The 22,129-nt window shown below is 35.0% G+C and carries 19 protein-coding genes; 3 read left to right on the plus strand and 16 right to left on the minus strand.

Features of this window, described 5'->3' with window-relative positions; genetic code table 11:
• Position 1: 1 nt before the first annotated feature.
• The 3 genes from BR43_RS05990 to BR43_RS06000 all read right to left on the minus strand — a co-directional run bounded on the left by BR43_RS05990 (position 2) and on the right by BR43_RS06000 (position 3,165).
• Positions 2 to 703 carry an ABC transporter ATP-binding protein gene (locus tag BR43_RS05990; protein WP_034560262.1) on the minus strand — a complete coding sequence of 234 codons (702 nt, stop codon included), beginning with the start codon at positions 701 to 703 and terminating at the stop codon, positions 2 to 4.
• Between the two features lie 106 nt (positions 704 to 809).
• Complete coding sequence (locus BR43_RS05995; protein ID WP_034560267.1) at positions 810 to 2,192, minus strand: amino acid permease; 1,383 nt, start codon at positions 2,190 to 2,192, stop codon at positions 810 to 812.
• 121 nt (positions 2,193 to 2,313) lie between these two features.
• The gene (locus BR43_RS06000; RefSeq protein WP_034560268.1) at positions 2,314 to 3,165 is read right to left on the minus strand and encodes a GRP family sugar transporter; all 852 of its coding nucleotides are present in this window, start codon (positions 3,163 to 3,165) and stop codon (positions 2,314 to 2,316) included.
• 187 nt (positions 3,166 to 3,352) lie between these two features.
• On the opposite strand from BR43_RS06000, the gene BR43_RS06005 reads away from it, so the two are divergent.
• Complete coding sequence (locus BR43_RS06005; protein WP_034560270.1) at positions 3,353 to 4,618, plus strand: BaiN/RdsA family NAD(P)/FAD-dependent oxidoreductase; 1,266 nt, start codon at positions 3,353 to 3,355, stop codon at positions 4,616 to 4,618.
• Positions 4,619 to 4,672: 54 nt separating this feature from the next.
• Here the strand turns inward: BR43_RS06005 and BR43_RS06010 are convergent, their stop codons facing one another.
• On the minus strand, positions 4,673 to 5,122 hold the full coding sequence (locus tag BR43_RS06010; protein WP_034560271.1) for a YehR family lipoprotein: 450 nt from the start codon (positions 5,120 to 5,122) through the stop codon (positions 4,673 to 4,675).
• A gap of 234 nt (positions 5,123 to 5,356) precedes the next feature.
• Entirely contained in the window at positions 5,357 to 5,842 is a 486-nt protein-coding gene (gene ybaK, locus BR43_RS06015; protein ID WP_034560273.1) for a Cys-tRNA(Pro) deacylase, read from the minus strand.
• A 159-nt stretch (positions 5,843 to 6,001) separates the two neighbouring features.
• On the opposite strand from ybaK, the gene BR43_RS06020 reads away from it, so the two are divergent.
• Complete coding sequence (locus BR43_RS06020) at positions 6,002 to 7,045, plus strand: tagatose 1,6-diphosphate aldolase (RefSeq protein WP_034560275.1); 1,044 nt, start codon at positions 6,002 to 6,004, stop codon at positions 7,043 to 7,045.
• An 87-nt stretch (positions 7,046 to 7,132) separates the two neighbouring features.
• Here BR43_RS06020 and BR43_RS06025 read toward each other — a convergent pair whose 3' ends face one another.
• The 11 genes from BR43_RS06025 to BR43_RS06075 all read right to left on the minus strand — a co-directional run bounded on the left by BR43_RS06025 (position 7,133) and on the right by BR43_RS06075 (position 19,595).
• Positions 7,133 to 8,230 carry a GGDEF domain-containing protein gene (locus BR43_RS06025; RefSeq protein WP_034560276.1) on the minus strand — a complete coding sequence of 366 codons (1,098 nt, stop codon included), beginning with the start codon at positions 8,228 to 8,230 and terminating at the stop codon, positions 7,133 to 7,135.
• A 45-nt stretch (positions 8,231 to 8,275) separates the two neighbouring features.
• Entirely contained in the window at positions 8,276 to 9,454 is a 1,179-nt protein-coding gene (locus BR43_RS06030; RefSeq protein WP_034560277.1) for a class I SAM-dependent rRNA methyltransferase, read from the minus strand.
• A 27-nt stretch (positions 9,455 to 9,481) separates the two neighbouring features.
• Positions 9,482 to 10,690 carry a multidrug efflux MFS transporter gene (locus BR43_RS06035; RefSeq protein WP_034560279.1) on the minus strand — a complete coding sequence of 403 codons (1,209 nt, stop codon included), beginning with the start codon at positions 10,688 to 10,690 and terminating at the stop codon, positions 9,482 to 9,484.
• Between the two features lie 758 nt (positions 10,691 to 11,448).
• Positions 11,449 to 12,627 carry a MalY/PatB family protein gene (locus tag BR43_RS06040; protein ID WP_034560281.1) on the minus strand — a complete coding sequence of 393 codons (1,179 nt, stop codon included), beginning with the start codon at positions 12,625 to 12,627 and terminating at the stop codon, positions 11,449 to 11,451.
• Entirely contained in the window at positions 12,620 to 13,690 is a 1,071-nt protein-coding gene (locus tag BR43_RS06045; RefSeq protein ID WP_034560282.1) for a M42 family metallopeptidase, read from the minus strand. Before BR43_RS06045 ends, BR43_RS06040 begins: the two co-directional genes overlap by 8 nt.
• On the minus strand, positions 13,691 to 14,752 hold the full coding sequence (locus BR43_RS06050) for a M24 family metallopeptidase (RefSeq protein WP_034564860.1): 1,062 nt from the start codon (positions 14,750 to 14,752) through the stop codon (positions 13,691 to 13,693).
• Between the two features lie 42 nt (positions 14,753 to 14,794).
• Complete coding sequence (locus tag BR43_RS06055) at positions 14,795 to 16,132, minus strand: PTS sugar transporter subunit IIC (protein WP_034560284.1); 1,338 nt, start codon at positions 16,130 to 16,132, stop codon at positions 14,795 to 14,797.
• A 15-nt stretch (positions 16,133 to 16,147) separates the two neighbouring features.
• The gene (locus BR43_RS06060; RefSeq protein WP_034560286.1) at positions 16,148 to 16,477 is read right to left on the minus strand and encodes a PTS sugar transporter subunit IIB; all 330 of its coding nucleotides are present in this window, start codon (positions 16,475 to 16,477) and stop codon (positions 16,148 to 16,150) included.
• 21 nt (positions 16,478 to 16,498) lie between these two features.
• Positions 16,499 to 16,816: a PTS lactose/cellobiose transporter subunit IIA gene (locus BR43_RS06065; protein WP_034560287.1), complete on the minus strand. Its 318-nt coding sequence runs from the start codon at positions 16,814 to 16,816 to the stop codon at positions 16,499 to 16,501.
• 12 nt (positions 16,817 to 16,828) lie between these two features.
• On the minus strand, positions 16,829 to 18,760 hold the full coding sequence (locus tag BR43_RS06070) for a BglG family transcription antiterminator (RefSeq protein ID WP_034560289.1): 1,932 nt from the start codon (positions 18,758 to 18,760) through the stop codon (positions 16,829 to 16,831).
• Between the two features lie 178 nt (positions 18,761 to 18,938).
• On the minus strand, positions 18,939 to 19,595 hold the full coding sequence (locus BR43_RS06075; protein ID WP_034560291.1) for a VanZ family protein: 657 nt from the start codon (positions 19,593 to 19,595) through the stop codon (positions 18,939 to 18,941).
• A gap of 303 nt (positions 19,596 to 19,898) precedes the next feature.
• Here BR43_RS06075 and BR43_RS06080 point away from each other — a divergent pair, with 303 nt between their 5' ends.
• Positions 19,899 to 22,106: an LTA synthase family protein gene (locus tag BR43_RS06080; RefSeq protein WP_034560293.1), complete on the plus strand. Its 2,208-nt coding sequence runs from the start codon at positions 19,899 to 19,901 to the stop codon at positions 22,104 to 22,106.
• The last annotated feature ends 23 nt before the right edge of the window (positions 22,107 to 22,129 follow it).

A 22,129-nucleotide genomic window follows, 5' to 3' on the forward strand; every position in this document is an offset into this window, starting at 1 on the left:
CTTACCATTCAATATCATTTACTGACATTGGATTTTCATTAATCGTAACCTTCCGAACTTGTGCATTGTTGATCTCAATCACTCGGTCAGCCATCGGGGCAATTGCTGAGTTGTGAGTAATGACAATTACAGTTGTACCTGTATTCACACACGTATCTTGTAAAAGTTTCAACACCTGTTTTCCTGTCTCATAGTCTAATGCCCCCGTTGGTTCATCACACAATAACAATTTTGGTTGTTTCGCCAAAGCTCGAGCGATTGCTACACGTTGTTGTTCACCGCCAGATAATTGTGCTGGGAAATTGCCTAAACGCTCACCTAATCCAACTTGTCTTAAGACCGTTTCGGCATCTAACGCATGGGGGGAAATCTGCGAAGCCAACTCTACATTTTCTTTTGTTGTTAAGTTAGGTACTAGATTATAAAATTGAAAAACAAAACCAACATCATTACGACGATATCCTGTCAATTGACGTTTCGTAAATTTAGCAATATCAATATTATCAACTAAAACTTGTCCTTCATCGGCGATATCCATTCCACCAAGAATATTCAACACAGTTGATTTCCCAGCTCCACTAGGACCAACAATAATTGCAAATTCTCCTTTTTCAATTTCAAAGCTAATTCCATCGTTAGCTGTAATCGTTGTATCTCCCATTTTGTAACGTTTGTATTCATTTTTTATACTGACAAATGCCATGATTTCCACCTAACTTTCTCTTGTTCACGCTTTCTTTAGTTTAACATAAAAAATAGCAAACATAGAAAAATTACTTCTCTAAATTTGCTATTTTTTATATTATTAGTTATTTTCCTAACTCGCTGTGCTTGTATCCGTATAAGAAATAAATCAACAAACCCGCTACTACCCAAATACCAAAAGCAATCCATGTTGCCATCCCTAGTTGAGTCATTAAATAGAAACAAACTAGCATTGAAATAATTGGAAAAATCGGAACAAGAGGAACTTTAAATTCATTGATCTTAGGTTCGCCAAAGTCTTTTCGTAATTTGATGATTCCTGCAGCCATAATAGCAAAGGCCATCAACGTCACGATACTTGTTAATTCAGCTAATTTTTCTAAAGGTATAATACCTGATAAGATAGCTGAAACAATCCCAATTGCAATCGTTGCATTTTTTGGTGTTTTGGTTTTCTCATCAACAACACTTAATGTTTTTGGCAATAGACCATCACGACCGATTACATAAACCATCCGTGTCAAACCATACATCATAGAAATCATAACTGTTAATAAAGTCAAAATAGCACCAACTGAAATAATTCCTGCAACAAAATCATGTCCTACAAAGCGCATAGCAAAAGCTACTGGATCCTTAACATTCAGATTCGTGTAAGGTACCATTCCAGTTAACACTAGAGTAACTGCAATATAAAGAGCTGTTGCAATCACTAATGAACCAATAATCCCACGAGGAATATCGCGTTGTGGATTCTTCACTTCTTCGGCAGCTGTACTCACTGCATCAAAACCAAGAAAAGCAAAGAAAACAATCGCTGCCCCTGTCGTAATTCCTTTTACGCCAAACGGTGCAAATGGTGTCCAGTTATCTGGAGCCACATAGAAAATACCTACAAGTAAGAAAATAACAATTAAACTGAATTTTACAATAACCATAATGTTATTTAAACGTAAGGCTTTTTTAGCTCCTTGCATCACCACATAGGTGACAACTAATGTAATCAAAATAGCAATAATATCCACATATGTGCCATTTGCAACATTATACGATGCTTTTAATGCTAAAGGAAAATGAATGCCCATTCCTTCTAGAAATCCATGGACATAACCGGACCAACCGGATCCTACCGAAGCAATTGCCAATAAATACTCACAGATGACAAGCCATGCTGTCATCCAGCCAATAATCTCCCCAAAGATTGAATACGCATACGAATACGCCCCACCCGAAGTTGGGATTCGAGAAGCAAACTCCGCATAGCATAAAGCAGACAATGCACATGAAAAAGCTGCAATGACAAAGGAAATAATTAATGATGGACCAGCATTATTTGCTGCAGTTGTTCCTGTAATCACAAAAATTCCCGTTCCCACCATTGCCCCTAAACCAAGTAAAATTAAATCAACGGTCTTTAACTCTTTTCGTAATTTTGATGATTGATGATGTGAAGGATCAATTGTTTTTTTTCGCATGTAATTCTTCATTTTTAGTCCTACCTTACTCGTTAATAGTTAAACGTTTTTTACTTATGATTTTTTTATTTATAAATCGTTTATTAGTTTAACATAGATTAAAAAGAATGATGGAATTCTCTTAAAAGTCTCATTAAGATTTAAGATAACCAAGTAACATTCCACCAGCAATAACTAGCAAACAACCTGCTACTACATAACGAAATTCGCGCTTTGTTTTCTTTTCGCCCAACAACCAAATACTTCCTAATGTTGAGATGATAATTCCCGTTTGTGATAATGAAAAACTAACAGCTAGTCCGACATTCTTCATTGAAATTAACATAAATATATTTCCAATAGCCCATAAAAAGCCAGTAATTAAATTTCTAAGAGTGTATTTATTAAAGACATCTTGATGAATCGAAAATAAAATACTACCGATTAACATTCCAACTGATTGTGGTAAAATAACGGCCATTGCATCAACTCCAGCAGCATTAATGATAATTGTATATAAACCATAACCAACTGTGGAAATTGCAATTGCTCGATATCCCTTGCCTTTTTCGCCTTTGTTTGTATGTTCACTCTCTTCACTAACTGCTGTAAATCGTGCCCCAACAATTAAAATGAGTAGTGCTATCACACCTAGGGTAACATCACGACCAGATTTCCATTCATGAAAAAGTAAAGCTCCTGCTAATGTATTTACAATTAATTGGCTACCTGTAGAAATCGGTAAGGCTCCTGAAACACCCAGAGTCTTCATACTTTGAAATTGTTGTTGTTGCCCTAATACCCAAAATAAACCTGATAACAAACCAACAATGATTACTTTAACATCCATTGCGGGTTGATATATTCCATAAATTCCAATTGAGAAGATAAATGCACCAATTGTCATTCCTAAAGTTTGATTGTAGGCAGTTCCTCCAATCTTATTACTTACTAGACCGATACTTCCCCAAGCAATTGCCGGAATAATCGCGATTAAAATTTCCATTAGTATACCTCTCTCTTTTGAAATAAAATTCCTTCGTTCCTTATCCTACCAAAGAAAACGTTCGCAGTTCAAGGTGAAACGACTCTATCTATCAATATTCTCATAAACTAACTCTCTCATTGATTGCTTTTCGAGTAATTTATGATACATTTATTAATGAAGATTGAATAGAAATGGGGAAATTCAAATGAAGAAGTACTCAGTCATTGTAATTGGTGGCGGTACAAGTGGTATGATGGCAGCTATTGCAGCTGCAGAAAATGGCGCGGATGTACTTGTAATTGAAAAAAATAAAAAATTAGGTCGCAAGCTATTAGTTACTGGTGGCGGACGTTGTAATGTTACTAATAATCGTGATGCAGATGAAATCATTGCTCATATTCCTGGAAATGGACGTTTTTTATATAGCGCCTTTCATCAATTTGATAACTACGATATTATTAACTTTTTTGAATCTAATGGGGTTCGTTTGAAGGAAGAAGATCATGGACGGATGTTTCCTGTCACTGACAAATCTAAAACTATTTTAGAAGCGCTAATGGCAAAAATGGAACAATTAGGGGTAACGATTTTAACCGAGAATCCAGTTGTTACCGTCGTATATGAAGATCATGCTGTTAAAGGAGTACTTTTAGAAGATGGGACAGAAATTTTAGCTTCAGCAATTATTTTATCAACTGGTGGTCGAGCAATGCCTCGTACTGGTTCAACTGGAGATGGCTATAAATGGGCAAAGAAAGCTGGACATACGTTGAAGCCACTTTACCCAACAGAAGCACCGATTCTTTCTGATGAACCTTTTATTATTCATAAAACATTACAAGGTTTGTCTTTAAGAGACGTCGCCTTAAGTGTTTTAAATAAAAAAGAAAAACGTGTGATTACGCACCAAATGGATATGATTTTTACTCATTTTGGTGTTTCTGGTCCTGCAGCATTACGTTGTTCGATGTTTGTTCATCAAACAATGCAGCGAGACAAAACCGATCAAGTGACCATGACTTTAGATGTTTTACCAAATTTTTCTGTTGGACAGCTTACCCAACAATTCCAACAACTCATTAAGAAGGATGGCGATAAAAGTCTAAAGAATGCCTTGAAAGGTTTGGTTCCAGAACGTTATTTATTATTTGCTATTGAGCGTCTTAAATTAGATGAAGGACAACCTTTAAAACAATGTACTACTGAACAAATCGACGGATTAATTGCCTTCTTTAAAGATTTTCGATTTACTGCGAATGGGACACATCCGTTAGAAAAGGCTTTTGTAACGGGTGGCGGAATTCATACTAAAGAAATTAATCCTAAAACGATGGAAAGTAAATTAGCGAAGGGGCTATATTTTACTGGAGAGATTATGGATATCAATGGCTATACTGGTGGATATAATATTACAGCTGCCTTTGTAACTGGACGAATTGCAGGAATGCATGCTAGTCAGATATCTGAATAGAAAGAAAAAACTTCTCACTCCTAAATTAGGAGTGAGAAGTTTTTTAATTAATCATCATTTTTCTTTATATCCAGCAGCTTTTAAGATTTTTTCACTTTCTTTCATACTAATTTTCTTACTTTTGGCATCGGCATTGCCAGATGTTCCTGGAAGATCTCCTAATTTAGATAAATCAACTTTAGAATAATCAACAGCTACTGTTTCTGTAGCGTACGTATCACTATACTCAATTTTTTCTTCTAGTCCATCAATATTTTGGAATTTTTTTGACTGTTCATCTAAAATGGTTTTTGCTTGCTCTTTAGTTTCAATTCCAAGTGCTTTATACTCTATTTTACTCGTTGTTACTTGTTTTGTTACAGTATCTCCCTCATACGTGTATGTTAAGACCATCTCAATACCAGCTTGATTCATAGTAAAAGATTTTGTTTCCTCCTTAGCTCCACACGCTACCAGAAAGAACGCTACCAAAACTAGCATCATACCACTAACAATTTTTTTCATATCTTATTCTCCCCCCGAAAAATTATTTTATGAACTTAAATATAATTCATTAAAAATCCTTTGTCAACGGGAAAAATAAATAACGTTCTTTTATTATAAACTTGTTATTTTATAATAAAAATAGCGCCTCATATCTTTATTATACAACAAGAAATTTGCTTATTTAGATTTTTATAGCTTCTACAACTACTCTTATTTTTATAACTTAAATCTACATAGTTTATTCAAAAAAACTTAATCTGTAATATCAGCGAATTGTGCATGAGCCACCTGGCTTAATGCCCTTGGATCCAAAGCAATCTGCATACCACGTTTGCCTGCCGAAATAATCACTTCAGCTTGATCTTGCGCTTCGCTTGCAATGAAAGTAGGAAATTCTTTTTTCATTCCAATTGGCGAACATCCCCCACGAATATAACCCGTTGTTTTTTCTAAATCTTTCATAGGCAACATCTCGATTTTTTTATTGCCACTGACCTTTGCTAAGGCTTTTAAATTCAATTCATGAACACCGGATAAGCACGCTATCGTAATACCCGATTTATCGCCAACCGTCACCAAGGTTTTATAGAGATTTTCTCGCTTTATTCCAATCTTATCAGCCACTGAATTGGCATCCAAATGATCTTCACTCCATGGAAACTCATACACATGATAATCGATTTTAGCTTGATCCAAGATCCGGCAAGCATTAGTTTTATGAATTTTTTTTGCTTTCATTACTAAACAACCCTTCTGAAAAATAGCTTTTATTTGCTAATAGTTTAACATAAGTCTCGTTCTTTTGCGAAGTCTATTTCTCAGCAGAAGGGCTATGATTTGAATTTTAAATCCCTTGGGGCTACAATCAAGTTATACTGATAGTTGGAGGGATTTTTCATGACAAAGAAAAGAATTTCACGAGGCAAATTTGAAAAAATGCAACAGTTATCCAATCAAGATGGAGTCATTGCTGCTTTAGCAATTGATCAACGTGGTTCTATGAAAAAAATGATGGAAAGTGCAGTTGGTCCGGATACCTATAACATTGATATGGTTTATGAATTCAAAGGGTTAGTTTCACAAGAGTTGACTAAATACGTTAGTGCTATTCTATTAGATGAAGAGCTTGGATTTAAAGGAATTCAAGATAAAAATCCACAAGCTGGTTTAATTTTGTCCTATGAAAAAACTGGCTACGATGCCAATACTCCCGGTCGTTTACCTGAATTATTACCTGATATGTCCGCTCAACGTTTAATTGCCAAAGGGGCAGATGCGGCAAAGGTTTTAGTTTATTTTAATCCTGATGAAGCTGATGAGATTATACAAAAGAAACTGGGATTTTTAGAGCGTCTTGGTGATGAAGCTCGAGCTGCTGATATTCCTGTCTTTGTTGAACCCATTGTTTATGATGATAAAATCACTGATGATCACAGTCCTGAATTTGCTAAAATTAAACCTAAAAAAGTAATTGATACAATTAAAGAATTGACTAAAGACAAATACCATATTGATGTGTTAAAAGTTGAAGTGCCAGTACTCTTTAAATATGTGGAAGGTTACACTGAAAATGACGATTCTCATGTTTATACACAAGAAGAAGCTTTGAGTTATTTTAAAGAAGCCAGCGATGCTGCAACTCGTCCCTTCATCTATCTAAGTGCTGGCGTTCCAACTAAAACTTTCCAAGAAGAATTACGTTTTGCCAAACTTGCTGGTGCTACTTATAGCGGGATTCTTGGTGGACGTGCTACTTGGTTTGAAGGTGTGGCCGCCTATGCAGAAAATGGCAAAGAAGGCTTAGTAAAATGGCTTGATACAACTGGTAAAGCCAATGTTGAAACCTTGAATACAATTTTAAAAGATGGTGCTGTTCCTTGGTATGATGCTTATGGCGGTTTAGAGAATATTGAAGTCTTTGATTTAAATCTAGCTGATTAATAAACAGAAAAGTGAGTGGGACAAAACTAAAAATAGTTTTGTCCCACTCACTTTCTTTACATAAATGACAGTAAAAAAACACCTCATTTATTTACCAGTCAAATACTCTTCACCTAAATGAACTTGATTCCGTCCTGAATTCTTAGCTTGATACAAAGCTTTATCTGCATCTTCAATAATCTCTGAGTAGTCTTTTCCAGTTCCACTTTTTATAGAAACACCAATTGACGTTGTAATCTCAACAACATCATCCTCAGCAATAATAAATGAATACTCAGAAATAAGCTGACGCATAATTTCTGCTATGTCGCATGCTTCAACCAAGCCGACATTCTTAAGCAAAACAATAAATTCTTCTCCACCATAACGAAAACTCATATTTTTTTGTTCAAACGCAGATTTAATTATTTTAGAGAATTGTTTTAACACTTGATCTCCTGCTAAATGCCCATATTGATCATTGATTAACTTAAAATGATCAATATCTAACATTAAAATGCAATAATTTTTATTTTTAGAATCTAAGTTTTTCAGTGTTGTCACTAAGTAATTTCGATTGTATAAGCCTGTTAGAAAGTCTTTTTTCGTTTCTTCGATTAACTGTATATGACTCAAAAAATAAATTCGCTGTTGATTCACAAAATAATAACAAATGATGGAAGATAAATAACAAAACGTTTCAAATAAAAAAATATCTGGTGATTTCCAAGTATCTGGATAATAAAAACTTAGCATAAAGATGGAATAAACAATCATAATCAACAAATGCAGTGAAAATCGTTTAGGAGAGTTATTTTTCCATCCTTTTACTAAAAGCATAAACACAATTAAAACGGAATAATACAATATATTAAGCCATTCAAAAGTCCAGTTAGGAGTAGTCAATGCATCGAAAAGATACATAACTGAAAAACTAGTAAGTCCACTTAATGGGCCAGCAATGTAAAAACAAATAAAAATTGGAATAAAACTATAAGTTAAACTACTTTCCCCAATAACAATAGCTGTATACATTAATAGCTCTGCTACTAGCCCAAAAACGACCCCAAATAATACTCGCTTCCACCAAACTGAAGAAACGGACAACAAACTATTTCCATCAACTAAATAAAAAGTTAGCGAAAGCAAAAAGTAAATCACGCTAATATTTTCGATTGATCGAATAACCAACTCACCAATATTCATATTTACTCTCCCCCTATCGCTTAGATAACTTTTAAAAACTAAGCTCTATTTTTTACGTAAAATCCAGACCTTTAAATAACTACCTTCTGGAAATTGTGGGTTTAATTTAAAATCACTAGGCAATTGATAGCTCTCCAGCCATTCAAACTGACTATTTTGATTCACAAAAGCCTTTTTAATCATACCTTCAAATTTTTCCATTGTAACATTGGCAGCATTTGTTGAAGCAACAATCACGCCATTTGGATTAGTAATCGCAATAACTTCTTCTAATAGTTGACTATAATCTTTCGCCACACTAAATGTTTTTTTCTTTGAGCGAGCAAAACTTGGCGGATCAACTACAATCGTATCAAATGAAAGCTCTTTGCGGGCAGCGTATTTGAAATAATCGAAAACATCCATCACGATGATTTTCTGTGTTGCTGGATCAATACCATTTACAGAGAATTGTTCTTGAGTTTTAGGCAAGCTCCGATTGGCCAAATCAACGCTAGTCGTTTCAAGTGCGCCACCCATAGCAGCTGCTACTGAAAATGCGCCTGTATAGCTAAACGTATTCAGAATTGTTTTTCCAACTGAGTATTTTTCCCGAATTGCTTCGCGGACTTCACGTTGATCTAAGAAGATCCCTGTCATTAGACCATCATCTAAATAAGTTGCATACTGAATCCCATTCTCCACAACTATCAAAGGTTCTGGTGCTGTTTCCCCAAATATATGGCTATCATAAGTTGCCCCTTTTGTATCATAACGGAATTTTTGATAAATCCCTTTTCTAGATGGAACAGCTTTTTTGAAAGCTTCTAGGATCATTTTTTGATGTTGATAAATCCCAACACTATACCAAGAAAAAACGTAATAATCAGCATAATAATCAATTGTTAATCCGCCTAATCCGTCTCCTTCTCCATTAAAAAAGCGATAAGCTGTTGTCTCATCATCAGCCTTTAAGGCAGCTCGATTTGCTTCAGCTTCATGGAAAAGACCTTCATAAAATTTTTGATTAATGGGTTGATTTGGAAGTATAGATAGAACCCAACCGTCCCCTTTATTTTGTGTCGCTAAATAGCCATGAGCTACAAATTTTTGTTGTGAATCAATTAATTCAACAAGCGTTCCTTCAGCAACTTTAGGTTCTTTTACAAAATCTCCTTTTACTAATAATGGATAACCACTACGAATTCTACCTGTTGCTTGCTTTTTTAACATCATTTTTTCCATTTTATAAAAAACTCCTTTGATTGTCTATTAAGATGTAGGCTTTTGCTTTTTGATACTTTTTGTATTTCGTTGAACTAAGAATAGATTCATCACAATAAACAGCGGCGTAATCAGAAATACACTACTAAAACCAAAACTAGCGGATACCATTGAACCGACTAGTGGACCCATTACATTTCCCATTGCCTGAAAAGACTGATTATAACTAAAAACACGCCCTGCCACAACATGTGGGCTATTTTTGGTTAAAATTGCTTGAACTGCTGGAATCAACGCGGCATCGGAAATACCTAATAAAAAGCGTAAAACCGCCAGTTGCCAGACTTGTGTTACGAAAGCCATCGGAATCAAAATAATAATTGAAAAAACTAAACCAGCTTTTAAAACACGTTCACTCCCAATTCGATCTCCTAATGCCCCTAATCTTGGTGCTGCAATCAAGGTAGCTATTCCAGGTACCGAGGCGACAATCCCACTAATAAAAGCAATATTACCAGAATTTCCAGCTAATTGCTTCACATATAAACTAAGTATTGGGCTGATGGAATTGGAGGCGACTTGAATCATCATCGTGGTCACAAACATTCCAACAATCACGCGAGGGTTTTTAAGCTGATGCAAAACATCTTTCCCACTAAGTTCTTCACTTTTTAAAATCGGAACAAATTCTTCTTTTACAAAAAATAAACAGAGTAAGAAGACTAAGAATAATAACAGTCCGGTAATAAAGAAGGTGACTCGAAAACCAAAAAATCCAGCAATCGTACCACCTGCCAAGGGACCTAATAAGGTTCCTGTAACACTTCCTGTTGTTAACGTTCCAAGTGTGGCACCACTTTTTTCACGAGGAACTTGAGTCGCAATTAGTGCTGTTGCATTGGAAATAAAACCAGCAAAAACACCTTGCAGTAAGCGCAAAGCAATTAATTGATACACATTTTGCACAATACCCATTAATCCAAGTACAATTGCCATCCCTAATGCAGTTCGTAAAAGCATGAGCTTTCGTCCTTGTCGATCAGCTAATTTCCCCCAAAAAGGTGACACAATCGCTGTGACTAAAAAGGTTGAACTAAAAGTAATGCCGCTCCAAAGACTCAATTGCTTTTGTGTAAAATCGCCTAAGGTATTAATGTAAAGTGCCATAAATGGCATAACTAAACTAAATCCCATACCTGCTAAAAAACAGCCAAACCATAAAATCTTTAAATTCGTTTGCCAAATTGATTTATTCACGTGCTGTCCACCACTTTTCTGAATTCTTCATCTACTATTATAGCACAGCTTTTTTCAGCTAAAAGCTTAGTTTGCTTGACAGGCTATTTAAAATAGGAAAGCACTTACACTTCAACTAACTTTATTCGTCCTTTAGTTTACATTCATAGCTAGATAGTGTTCAGTAAAAAACCTGTTAAAATTTAGAATTTTTAACAGTCTAAATCATTTTGGTGGACTTATTTCCAAACTAGTTAAAGGATTTTGCGCCCCATTTCATATTCAACCAAGGACTTGCATTATTGGTTAAAAGCCAGTTCAATCTCAATTAGATCAACTTTCTACCTAATTTAGAGCAAATTAAAGCTATTCTTAAGGGACAAACATAGGCACTCATTTTCTTTTCTAATGAAATAGGGGCTTCTTTTATATCTTGGTACATTTTTTAGCTCTTCCTGTTCTTCTTTTCTTTCTTTAGTAAATTTGAATACTCACGCCATCTGAATCGCTTCCTTTTTACCTTTCTATTCTTACGATAAACTAAGCTATGATGACTAAATCCCCAACTCTATGTAGCATAACTATAACTATTTTCAGATTACTATCTCCTGATTAATCTCTATTAAAATAACCTATACTTCCCCCTCTTCCTTCTCAAGATTAATTTTTTGAATAAATAGGAATTATAAATAGAGACTACATTTTACCAAACTATATGCAGATAAAGTGAGTAGAACAAAACTAAATAAATCGTTTTGTCCCACTCACTTCAGATTCAATTAACTTAGCGCTATTTTTAACCTTGTGATGCCTTCTTGGATTTTATTATGAGATGCGCCAATATTCATTCGCAAATAATTAGTACCAGCTACACCATAGGTATCGCCCCGCATTAAAGCAACTTTTCCACGATTCACTAATTTTTTTTGTAATTGATCCATTGAAATCCCTAGATCCGCAACATGAATCCAAGCTAAATATGAAGCTTCTGGAATAGTAAATTTGATTCCAGCGATCTGATTTAATTCTTTTTCTAGATACAAAAACTCTTGATCCATATGTTGGCAAAGTTGATTGACCCACTGCTCTTCCCTATTGTAACATTCCATATGTGCCAATAATCCTAGATAAGATGCGGAAGATAAACCATTTTCTGCCTTTAATTTGCCTAAAAAAGCTTCACGTAATTGAAAATCTGGAATAACACAATATGAAAAAATTAAGCTAGGCGTATTAAAAGTTTTTGAAGAAGAAGAGACCAGCGCCAAGCGATTTCCTAGTAGCTTTTGAAACATCGTAATTGGTAAATGCCTTTGACCAGCTCGCAAAATATCCATATGAATCTCATCACTAATGACAAATAATTCATATTTATGACAAAGTGCCATTAACTTTTCCAACTCCCACTGTCGCCAAACGCGACCTGTTGGATTATGAGGACTACATAATAGAAATACTTTAGCCTGTGTCTGTTTTATTTGCTTCTCAACATCTTGGAAATCGATTTCAAAATACCCCGCTTCATTGGGAACTAAATCTGATCCAATCAATTGGCGCTGATTCGCTGTAACTGTCTGAATAAATGCATCATAACAAGGCATTAAAGTAAGAACTGTATCTTTTGGTTGACTCACTAATTCAAGAATTTTGGCAATACTGAATAAAACACTGGGACTGTAAACTAACCAATCTGGCTCAAGAGTTGCTGCAAATCGCTTTTCAAACCAATTCACCGTGCTATCCTTAAAATCAGCATGATTCCAACGGGTATAACCAAATACACCTTTTTTTACTGCATCTTCTAAGACCAACAACGTTCCATCAGGGACTTTAAAATCCGTATCTGAGATTGTGAACGGTAGTAAATTTTTTTCACCAAAACGGTCTTGAACATAGTCCCACTGAGTGGAATAGGTATTACTACGAGAAATAACTTGATTAAAATCAGCGTTAGTCAATCGCCAGACCTCCTTCTTGATCGATTGTTTGAATAAATTTCACCAATAATGCTACACAATTTTTAACATCCTCTAACTGAATAATCGATGCACCACTGTGACAATAACGAACGCCTAAGCTAATCACAATTGTTGGAATACTCCCGCCAGTCAACTGAACAGAACCAGCATCTGTTCCACCCCCTGATAATTGATCATATTGATAGGGAATCTGATGTATTTCAGCAACTTCAACCATTTTATCTACTAAATGTAGGTCTGCCAAGGCCGTTTTATCATAAAGTACAATCCCCGGACCTTTTCCTAATTCACGATTTCGGTAGCGATCTGCTTGAGGTGTATCTTTGGCCGTTGCAACATCTAACACAATCGCCACATCAGGCAATACTTTTTTTGCGGCAATTTTAGAACCTCTAGTTCCAACTTCCTCTTGCACCGAGCCAACGCCAACTACATTAAATTCTGTTAAAGAGAGCCGGCTCATTTCATTTAATACCTCAGCCATTATGCCACAGCCTACTCGGTCGTCCCATGCTTTGCCTAATAAATAATTCTCATCTGCCATCGCAATCGATTCCGTATAAGGAGTAATCATGTCCCCAGGCAATATTCCTAAATCGGATACTGCTTTTCGGCTACTGACACCAAGATCAATATACATGTCCGTTGGCGCGATGACTTTTTCAGGAGCGTGATTTTTAGATGGAGTCGTTCCAATCACACCACGATATTTTAGTTTATTCTTTCGAGCTGTCACCGTTACTAGTTGCCCTAATAAAACATGTCCCCACCAACCACCTAAAGGTTGAAAATAGATAAACCCCTCTTCCGTGATATGCTTGACTAAGAAGCCGACTTCATCTGTATGAGCCATTAACATGACTTTTTTAGTCTGAGGCAAATCCGTTGTAACATAGAAATTACCAAAGCCATCGACTTCTTGCTTTAAAGCGTCATTTTTATTAAAAAAATTAGCTAAAACATCTCGAACTTCTTGTTCTCTACCTGCCACACCATCTGCCATCGACAAGGCTTGATAAAACTCACGAGTTTTTCTTTTCATTTATAACTCAATCCATTCTCTTGTTGATTTTGTTAAACTTGTCGCTATTCCGTTTGGTTGAAGCCAGATATCATCTTCAATCCGTACGCCACCTTTTTCAGGTAAATAAATCCCCGGTTCAATTGTAAATACCATTTGAGGTTGCAACGGTAAGTTTGTTGTTTGATTAAGAGCTGGAAATTCATGGCAGCTTAAGCCAATTCCATGACCTGTCCCATGACCAAAGTAAGCACCATAACCTGCTTCATGGATAAACTCACGGCACACGGCATCCACTTCTTGACATGTTTTACCAATCTCAACGGCAGCCAACCCTTTTTCACCTGCAGCATTAACAATTTGATAGATCTGTTTCAGTTCAGAATCTACCGCTCCAAGGGCAATCGTACGAGTCATATCAGAGTAATAATTTTGATAAATGACCCCAAAATCTAACGTAATCAACTCGTTTTTTTGGATTACTTTTTCGCTCGCATGTCCATGTGGCAACGCCGAGCGCCAGCCAGAAGCAACAATCGTTTCAAATGCACTTCCAGTAGCTCCTAACTCCCTTAAATAAGAATCAATTTTTGCAGCTGTCGCTTGTTCGGTCATTCCTGGTTCGACTATCTTTAAAAAATAGGAAAAAACTTCATCTGTTAGTGCAGCAGCTTGTTGCATTATTTTTATCTCATTTGGTTCCTTAATCATTCGTAACGCTTCAACTAAATGTTCCGTTTCTTGAAGTCTGACGCCACCATTGAGCAATTGAAAATAATCTTTTGTAATCAGATACTCCGCTTCATAACCAACTTGTTTTAACTTTAATTGTTGAACCAACTCGACAGTCCTCTGATACATCTGACCTTTATGATCCACTACTTCAAAATCTGGTGCTTGCTCTTTTAATTGTTGAAAATAACGAAAATCAGTAATAATATACGCTTTAGTTTGGGTAATTAAAAACACTGCTGAACTCCCAGTAAAATTAGACAAATAAATTCGATTGGTCTTATCTGATACTAGAAAACCATCTAAGTCCTGTTCTTTCATCCTTTTCCGTAATTCCGTTAACCGTTTCATTTCCATAAAATTAACCAGCTTTCATTTAGTCTTCCTAAAAAATTAAAAATCTAAATCACCTAGTAATACTTCATCTTCTTTAGAAATCACAGATTTCTTAATTTCATTTTCTGCTTCACGTTTTAATTCTTGTTTTTCTAGAACTTTAAAGAATGGCAAATACAGACCAAATGATAACAGTATTTGAACGCCGTTGACTAAAATAGAGCGCCAATCAAATCCCACTAAAAAGCCTTCCATAAAAACAGGAACATAAGGCGGATCAAAGATGGGAGAATTTAGAAGACCTAATTTCATCATCACCATCGGAAATAGCCCTACTAGCGAACCACCAAAGATAAAGGGAATTAACAATATCGGATTTAAAATAATCGGAACTCCGAATAAAACTGGTTCGTTGATTCCAAATAATGATGGCAACAATCCTACTGCCCCGACTTTTTTATAACGTTGTGATCGACTAAATAACATTGCAATTACTAAACCAATCGTTACTCCAGATCCGGTAAAGTTTGCATAAGCAGATAAAGACCCGCCTGTTAAAACATGGGCTAATGGTTCACCAGCTGCTTTTGATGCGATGTTTTCTGATAAATACTGCACCGCAATTGGTGAAATAATCGGTGACAATACAGCTGAATGAATACCAAAGAACCAAAAAGTTAAACGTAACACTAATACTACATAAATCACCCATAATGAATCCATGCCACCAATTGCTGGTGCAAGAGCGCTCATAATAATCTGTGGAACTAAAATACCATTTGTTAAACTATCTGCTACTGCCCGAATCACAATAAAAATAATACCAATTGCAGCGGTTGGCGTAATCAATTCAAAGGAACTAGAAACAAAATCTGGAACTCCTTCTGGCATCTTAATCACCAACTTATGTCGTGTAAAGAAGCGGTAGATTTCCACCGCAATTAAAGCGACAAAGATAGCCGTAAACAGCCCTTTTGAATCTAAATACGTAGCAATTAAATTCCCACTATCATCAATATCCAATGCTAATAATAAAAAGGCAATCGTGGCTAACAACATAGAGCCAACAGTATACAACTTATAATGTTCACTTAAAAAATAAGAAATTCCTAAAACAGCATATAAACCGACTAATCCTAATGAAACCTTTGAGATTAAACTAAAAATATAACCATATTGCTCAAACCAATTCACAACTCCTTGATTAGGAATAAACTCTGGAATTGAGGGGAAAATGGCAGCGATTGAACCTAATAATAAGACTGGTGTTAATACAACCATCCCTTTTTTGATTGCTGTTAAATGAGGCTGGTTATCAACTTTATTGGCAATTGGAACTAATGTTTTCTGAATGACTGCTTCAAATTTTGCGAATAAACCTTCTGTTTGAGACATCCTTCTTCCTCCTTTTTAATTAGCCAGATTTTTACGATAGGCAATAATCGCCTGCTTCACAACTGTACCACCATCCATTGCGCCATAAATTTCAGATGTTAGCAATACAGCTGGTTTATCACGTTTTTTAGCTTCCTCTGCCACATAATCAAATTTATGACTTAATTGTGGACCAACTAAAATCACTTCATAATTGTCGATATTTTGTTCCAAACGATCGACACCAATCGCTTCCATTGGAAAATCTTCAATCGCTAATTTTTCAGAACCATTAATTACCTTTTTCATGGCTTCCATCATCATTGTTGTTGAAAAACCACCTGCACAAACTAAAAGAATTTTCATTTTTCATCGACTCCTCTGTTTTTATTTTTTTTGATAAATTTCTTCTAACATGCCAACCATTTCTTCAATTAAATCACGAGCTAACATGGATGACATCAAATGATCTTGCGCATGAACCATCAATAGGCTAACTTCGGTTTTATCCCCTTGGGTTTCTTTAGTAATTAAATGTGTTTGAACTTCGTGGGCGGCAAGACTTTTTTCCTTCGCCTCTTTTAGTTTCTCCTTAGCTCCTACAAAATCTTGTTTTCGTGCCAACCCTAATGCTGCAAAGGCTGCTCCACGACTGTCACCTGACGAGGCAATTATCTTAAATATTTCTAATTCTGCTGCTTCCATATTTACACTTCCCTAACGAATAGTTTGAATAACTTGTTTAAATTCTTGGTAATTTTGACTTCGTAAAACTCGTGCCAATAACTCATCATCTTCCATCATCTTCATCAATAACAAACTAATTTCTTTATGCACCCATAAATGACCTTTATTTAAATTAATTAAAAAAATCAATTGAACTTTTTTCTGCAAATAGAAGATTGGCTGCTCTAATAAAATCACACTAATGCATTCAATCTTTGCCCCCATCTCAATCCCATGAGGTCCAGCAACTCCATTTTGATAAATAGTATTCATTCGCTTTTCTCGTTCCATGACTTTAGCCGGATAGTGAGGTTCCCCATAGCCTAACTCAACTAATTCATTGGCACCTTCTTCAAGTAACGTTAAATAGTCACCATGATAATCTAAACGCTGAAAACAATCTTCTTTGAAATAATCTAAGATTGTATGAATAGCTGTTTTTGATTGCCTTTGCTGCAATTCTCCCGCTAAAAAGAGCGTATCTCTGATTTTATTTAATTCTTTTTCATTTAATAGATTAGATACTTCAATAACTGGTACTCGAAACAAGGGATCAACTAATGGCAATGTTGAAATAACAACATCAAAGTTTCCTTGTTTAATCTTGGCAATCTCATTAATAGAAAAAGTTTCAATCATTCCCGTTGAAAATAAACTCTCAAGCTTAATTTTTAATAAAAATGCTGCACCACCACCACTGGAACAGACCACTGCAATTTTATCGTATTGACTCAATATTCGATTTTTTTCTTTCTCTAGACTGGCTGCTAAATAAATAGCAACGTATCCAATCTCATCTTTTGATACAGTTAATGAATACTCCTTGCCAATTAATTGAATAAAAAATAATGCACTGTTAAAAACGTTAGCATATCGTGTATAAATATCTTCAATGATTGGATTGTCTAATTGCATGTTGTAATGTAAACGCATCAATAAAGGATACACATGCATCAATAAAGCTTGAATCAATTCTTCATCTTTGCTAAAAGTAGTCATAAAAGCTTGATCCACTTCTATTAAAGCGCTGACAATTTGTTGATATAATTTATCTTTTTCAACTTGATTGATACTATCCAAGGTTACTTTTCCAACTAAATGTTCAGTAAGATAAGCTATTTCAGTCTCTGGAAGCTCCACTTGGAATTCTTGTTTTAGATACGCACTAATATCTTGACTTAATTGCTGACACGGCTGAAAGGTAGAAGCATTTGCCAAGTCCTGATTTAACTCCATTGAACGAATGTAATTGTGCTGGGATACTCGGAATAGTAACATTCGCAAATGCTCAATAATATTTTGAAAGGCCTGATCACTGAGATATATCTTATAGAACCCAATTCGTTTCCAGAGATAGTCTGCTAGATTTGTCATATCCAGCGTTTCCATAAAGTTCTGATAATCTGACGTTTTCAATAATTGAATTTCCGATTGGTTAAAAACTTGTTGTAAAGCTTTTCTACGTACAGCCTCGTCTCCTACTAATCTCAGTCCATAGTGAGCTCGTCTTTCTAATGAAAGTCCCTGTTGAATCAAAAAAGTATCAATTTTTTTTAAATCCGTTTGAATAGTTGAAGGACTAACTTGTGAGTTTTCTGCCAGACTTCCAATCGTAATGTATCCATTAGCTTGAAATAATAGTAATAAACTATCATTGATTCGCTGCTGAATCGTATAATGCTCTGCGGAAACATACAAAGATGAATAGTAAGCTAAGAATTGATGTTGTTCCTTAATAACCAAGCGATATCCTACATTCCGAACACGTTCTACTTCAAATCCATGATTTCTCCCAATTGTATTTAGTGTTTTTATTTCATTTCTAACTGTTCGATCCGAGATTGTACACAGATTCATTAAGTCATGACTTGCAACGACTTGATCTGATTCAACTAAATAAATCAACATTGTATCCGCTCTCAATTATAAGTTCCTCCTTAGATACTCCAAGTTTACTGTTCTGTTTACACTTTTAAAATAGTAAATTTTTCAATAATTTTTGGCAAAAGCTACCACATACTTCAAATTAACCATAACTTACAAAAAAATACTATCAAATCTTAGGAATTAAACCTAGATTTGATAGTATTGATGTTGGATGTTACGTTTTTCTTTTATGCCTTTTTTGTTTAATCAAAAAGTAAATTTCATAACACAAAAAACCTACAACGCCACCAAGAGTATTAAATATGACATCATCAATATCTGCTACACCCGTTTGAAATAAAAATTGTAAGCTTTCAATTAACAGGGAAGCGAACATACCGATGACAACCGTTTTTATAAAGGGATGATGTTTCTCAGAGAGATAGGCTATACAAAAACCCATTGGAATAAACCAGAAAATATTGCCATATAAATTATAGTAGAAATCAAACTTTGATGTACCTTGAGTTAGTTTTAGCGTTTCTGTAAATGGCTCCCAATTGACTTCACTTAATGGTCGTAATTCAATATGAACATTCATAATGCTAGATTCACCACGAAAAACAGTTAATTGAAATAGTAAAATTAGATAGAAAACAAAAAAATGTACTAACAATTCTCTAGCTATAGAGAAGGATTTTCCATTGTTTGAAGGGGACTTTTTAACAACTTTTTGATAGCCTAAGTAGATTCCACGAATAACCAACCAAATAATAAAATATTGTAATGTTCGATCAAGGCTATAAAATATGAGCCGAATAAGCGGAAAATGATTGATTGTGTCCCCAAAAACCGAGTCAGTGTAATTGTATAAATTTTGTAAGAAAAACATTCTTTGGGAACCTCCTTTTTTTAGTCTTCTAATAGTATAACTGAAAGTTAAAAAAAAAGATGCAGTGGAAGTTTAAGATTTCTTTAAAATCAAAAAATGTCACCAAAATTGTATCCTCATTGACTTTTGAAAGAGTTACTTTTCTGGTATATATTTGACATAGTTCTGTTAAAACGGTAAAATATTAGATGCTATACTTGTTGATAGTTTAAAGAAGAGCACGTGACAAAGGGAATACGTGATACTTCTTTTTTTAATGGAAAACTATACAAACTTGTCTACTTTTTAAGGAGGACGCTAGAATTGAAAATTATCGAAAAAACAAAATCACTATTAAATACACGCTTGGGGTTCTTTACACTTGCTGTGATCCTATTTTGGGCTAAAACCTATTATAGCTATCAAACTGCATTCTCATTGGGGGTAACTGGACCACTACAACAATTTCTCTTGTTCATTAACCCTGTGGCTACAACGCTATTTATTTTCTCAATAGCCTTATTCTTCAAAAATCCTAAACGAGCTTACATCGCTCTATTCGTTTTATATTTACTGGCAACTGTACTTGTCTATGCCAATGTAATTTATTATCGTGAGTTTACAGATTTCTTAACAGTCAATACAATGTTAGGCGCTAAAAGCGTATCTGGTGGATTGAACACAAGCGCGTTTGCATTAACTTCATTTTCTGATATCTTCTATATCTTAGACTTTATTATTTTATTAGGTTTATTGTTAAGCAAGCAAGTCAAAATCGATCCAAGACCCTTTAAAAAACGTTATGCCTTTGCCATTATGGCTTTATCTGTAGCTATATTTGGTGCTAACTTAAGTCTTGCCGAAAGCAATCGCCCACAACTATTAACTAGAACATTTGACCGTAATTACATTGTGAAATACTTAGGTTTAAATGTTTTTACTGTTTATGATGGCGTAAAAACAGCTCAAGCCAACCAAGTTAAAGCAAATGCTGATAGCTCAGATATGGCGAATGTCATTTCTTATTTAGATAAACGTCGTACAGAACCAAATCCCATCACATTTGGTTCTGCTAAAGGAAAAAATGTTATTTATATTCATTTAGAAAGTTTCCAACAATTCTTAATCGATTACAAATTAAAAGATGCAAATGGTGTTGAACGTGAAGTAACACCTTTCTTAAATAGCTTATATCACGATCAAAGTACAACTTCTTATGAGAATTTCTTCCATCAAGTTGGACAAGGAAAAACAAGTGATGCTGAAACGCTTTTAGAAAATTCACTATTTGGTTTACCACAAGGTTCTGCCTTTACTCAAGCTGGTTCAACAAATATTTTCCAAGCTGCACCACAAATACTACGTGACAATGGCAACTATACAAGTGCTGTTTTCCATGGTAATGTTGGTTCTTTCTGGAATCGTGACAACACGTATAAATCATTTGGCTATAACTATTTCTTTGATGCAAGTTACTATGATGTATCAGACGGCAATACGTTAGAATATGGTCTAAAAGATAAATTGCTCTTCAATGAATCTGTTCAATATTTAGAAAAATTACCACAACCATTTTATGCAAAATTCTTAACGGTAACGAATCACTTCCCTTATCCATTGGATCAAGAGAATGTTGAATTTCCAAGAGCCACTACTGGAGATAGTACAATTGATGGCTATTTCGCCACTGCTCACTATTTAGATCAATCGGTTAAAGAATTCTTTGACTATTTAAAAGCTTCTGGATTGTATGATAACTCAATGATTGTTCTTTACGGCGATCACTATGGGATCTCTAATTCTAGAAATACAACATTAGCTCCATTACTTGGCAAAACAGCTGAAGAGTGGACAGAATATGACAATGCTCAATTACAACGCGTACCATTTATGTACCATATTCCTGGTCAAAAAAATGGAGGCATTAAATCAGAATACGGTGGTCAAGTTGATGTATTACCAACTCTGCTTAACCTATTAGGTGTTGATACATCAAATAAAGATGGCTTCATTCAATTTGGAACAGACTTAAATTCCAAACAACATGATCAAACCGTTGCTTTCCGAAATGGGAGCTTCGTAACACCTAAGTATACGGTTATGGGGACTGATATTTATGATACTCCAACTGGCAAGCTAATTGAAAAACCTTCTGAGGAAGTTTTACAGGAAGTTCAAACCCTACGTACTGGTGTTGAAAAACAATTAAATCTTTCTGATAGTATCATCAATAGTGATTTGCTACGTTTCTATACGCCTGCAAGTTTCACACCTGTTGATCCAAGTAAATTTAATTATAAAAACCAAGTGAAACAATTGGATGATGCTTCAAAAGAATTAGGCGATCAAAATACTAGCTTAATTACTAAAAAAGCTGGTACTTCTACTGTTGATTTATATAAAACAGATGCTCCAGAACTAATGACAGAAGCTGAAAAAGCAGCTAAAGCTGCAGCTGACTCAGCAGCTAGTTCTAGTAGTCCTGCTACAGAAGGTGCCGACAAACCAGTTACAACCAATGAAGCAAAATAAAGTTAACCAGAACAAAAAACAAG

Origin of the sequence: Carnobacterium gallinarum DSM 4847, assembly GCF_000744375.1 — a bacterium.
GTDB lineage: Bacteria > Bacillota > Bacilli > Lactobacillales > Carnobacteriaceae > Carnobacterium > Carnobacterium gallinarum.

Bases quoted from the DNA above. Each gene is read 5' to 3' on its own strand.
- BR43_RS05990 (WP_034560262.1), bottom strand. From the start codon at position 703: ATGGCATTTGTCAGTATAAAAAATGAATACAAACGTTACAAAATGGGA.
- BR43_RS05995 (WP_034560267.1), bottom strand. From the start codon at position 2,192: ATGAAGAATTACATGCGAAAAAAAACAATTGATCCTTCACATCATCAA.
- BR43_RS06000 (WP_034560268.1), bottom strand. From the start codon at position 3,165: ATGGAAATTTTAATCGCGATTATTCCGGCAATTGCTTGGGGAAGTATC.
- BR43_RS06005 (WP_034560270.1), top strand. From the start codon at position 3,353: ATGAAGAAGTACTCAGTCATTGTAATTGGTGGCGGTACAAGTGGTATG.
- BR43_RS06010 (WP_034560271.1), bottom strand. From the start codon at position 5,122: ATGAAAAAAATTGTTAGTGGTATGATGCTAGTTTTGGTAGCGTTCTTT.
- ybaK (WP_034560273.1), bottom strand. From the start codon at position 5,842: ATGAAAGCAAAAAAAATTCATAAAACTAATGCTTGCCGGATCTTGGAT.
- BR43_RS06020 (WP_034560275.1), top strand. From the start codon at position 6,002: ATGACAAAGAAAAGAATTTCACGAGGCAAATTTGAAAAAATGCAACAG.
- BR43_RS06025 (WP_034560276.1), bottom strand. From the start codon at position 8,230: ATGAATATTGGTGAGTTGGTTATTCGATCAATCGAAAATATTAGCGTG.
- BR43_RS06030 (WP_034560277.1), bottom strand. From the start codon at position 9,454: ATGGAAAAAATGATGTTAAAAAAGCAAGCAACAGGTAGAATTCGTAGT.
- BR43_RS06045 (WP_034560282.1), bottom strand. From the start codon at position 13,690: ATGAAAAGAAAAACTCGTGAGTTTTATCAAGCCTTGTCGATGGCAGAT.
- BR43_RS06050 (WP_034564860.1), bottom strand. From the start codon at position 14,752: ATGAAACGGTTAACGGAATTACGGAAAAGGATGAAAGAACAGGACTTA.
- BR43_RS06055 (WP_034560284.1), bottom strand. From the start codon at position 16,132: ATGTCTCAAACAGAAGGTTTATTCGCAAAATTTGAAGCAGTCATTCAG.
- BR43_RS06060 (WP_034560286.1), bottom strand. From the start codon at position 16,477: ATGAAAATTCTTTTAGTTTGTGCAGGTGGTTTTTCAACAACAATGATG.
- BR43_RS06065 (WP_034560287.1), bottom strand. From the start codon at position 16,816: ATGGAAGCAGCAGAATTAGAAATATTTAAGATAATTGCCTCGTCAGGT.
- BR43_RS06075 (WP_034560291.1), bottom strand. From the start codon at position 19,595: ATGTTTTTCTTACAAAATTTATACAATTACACTGACTCGGTTTTTGGG.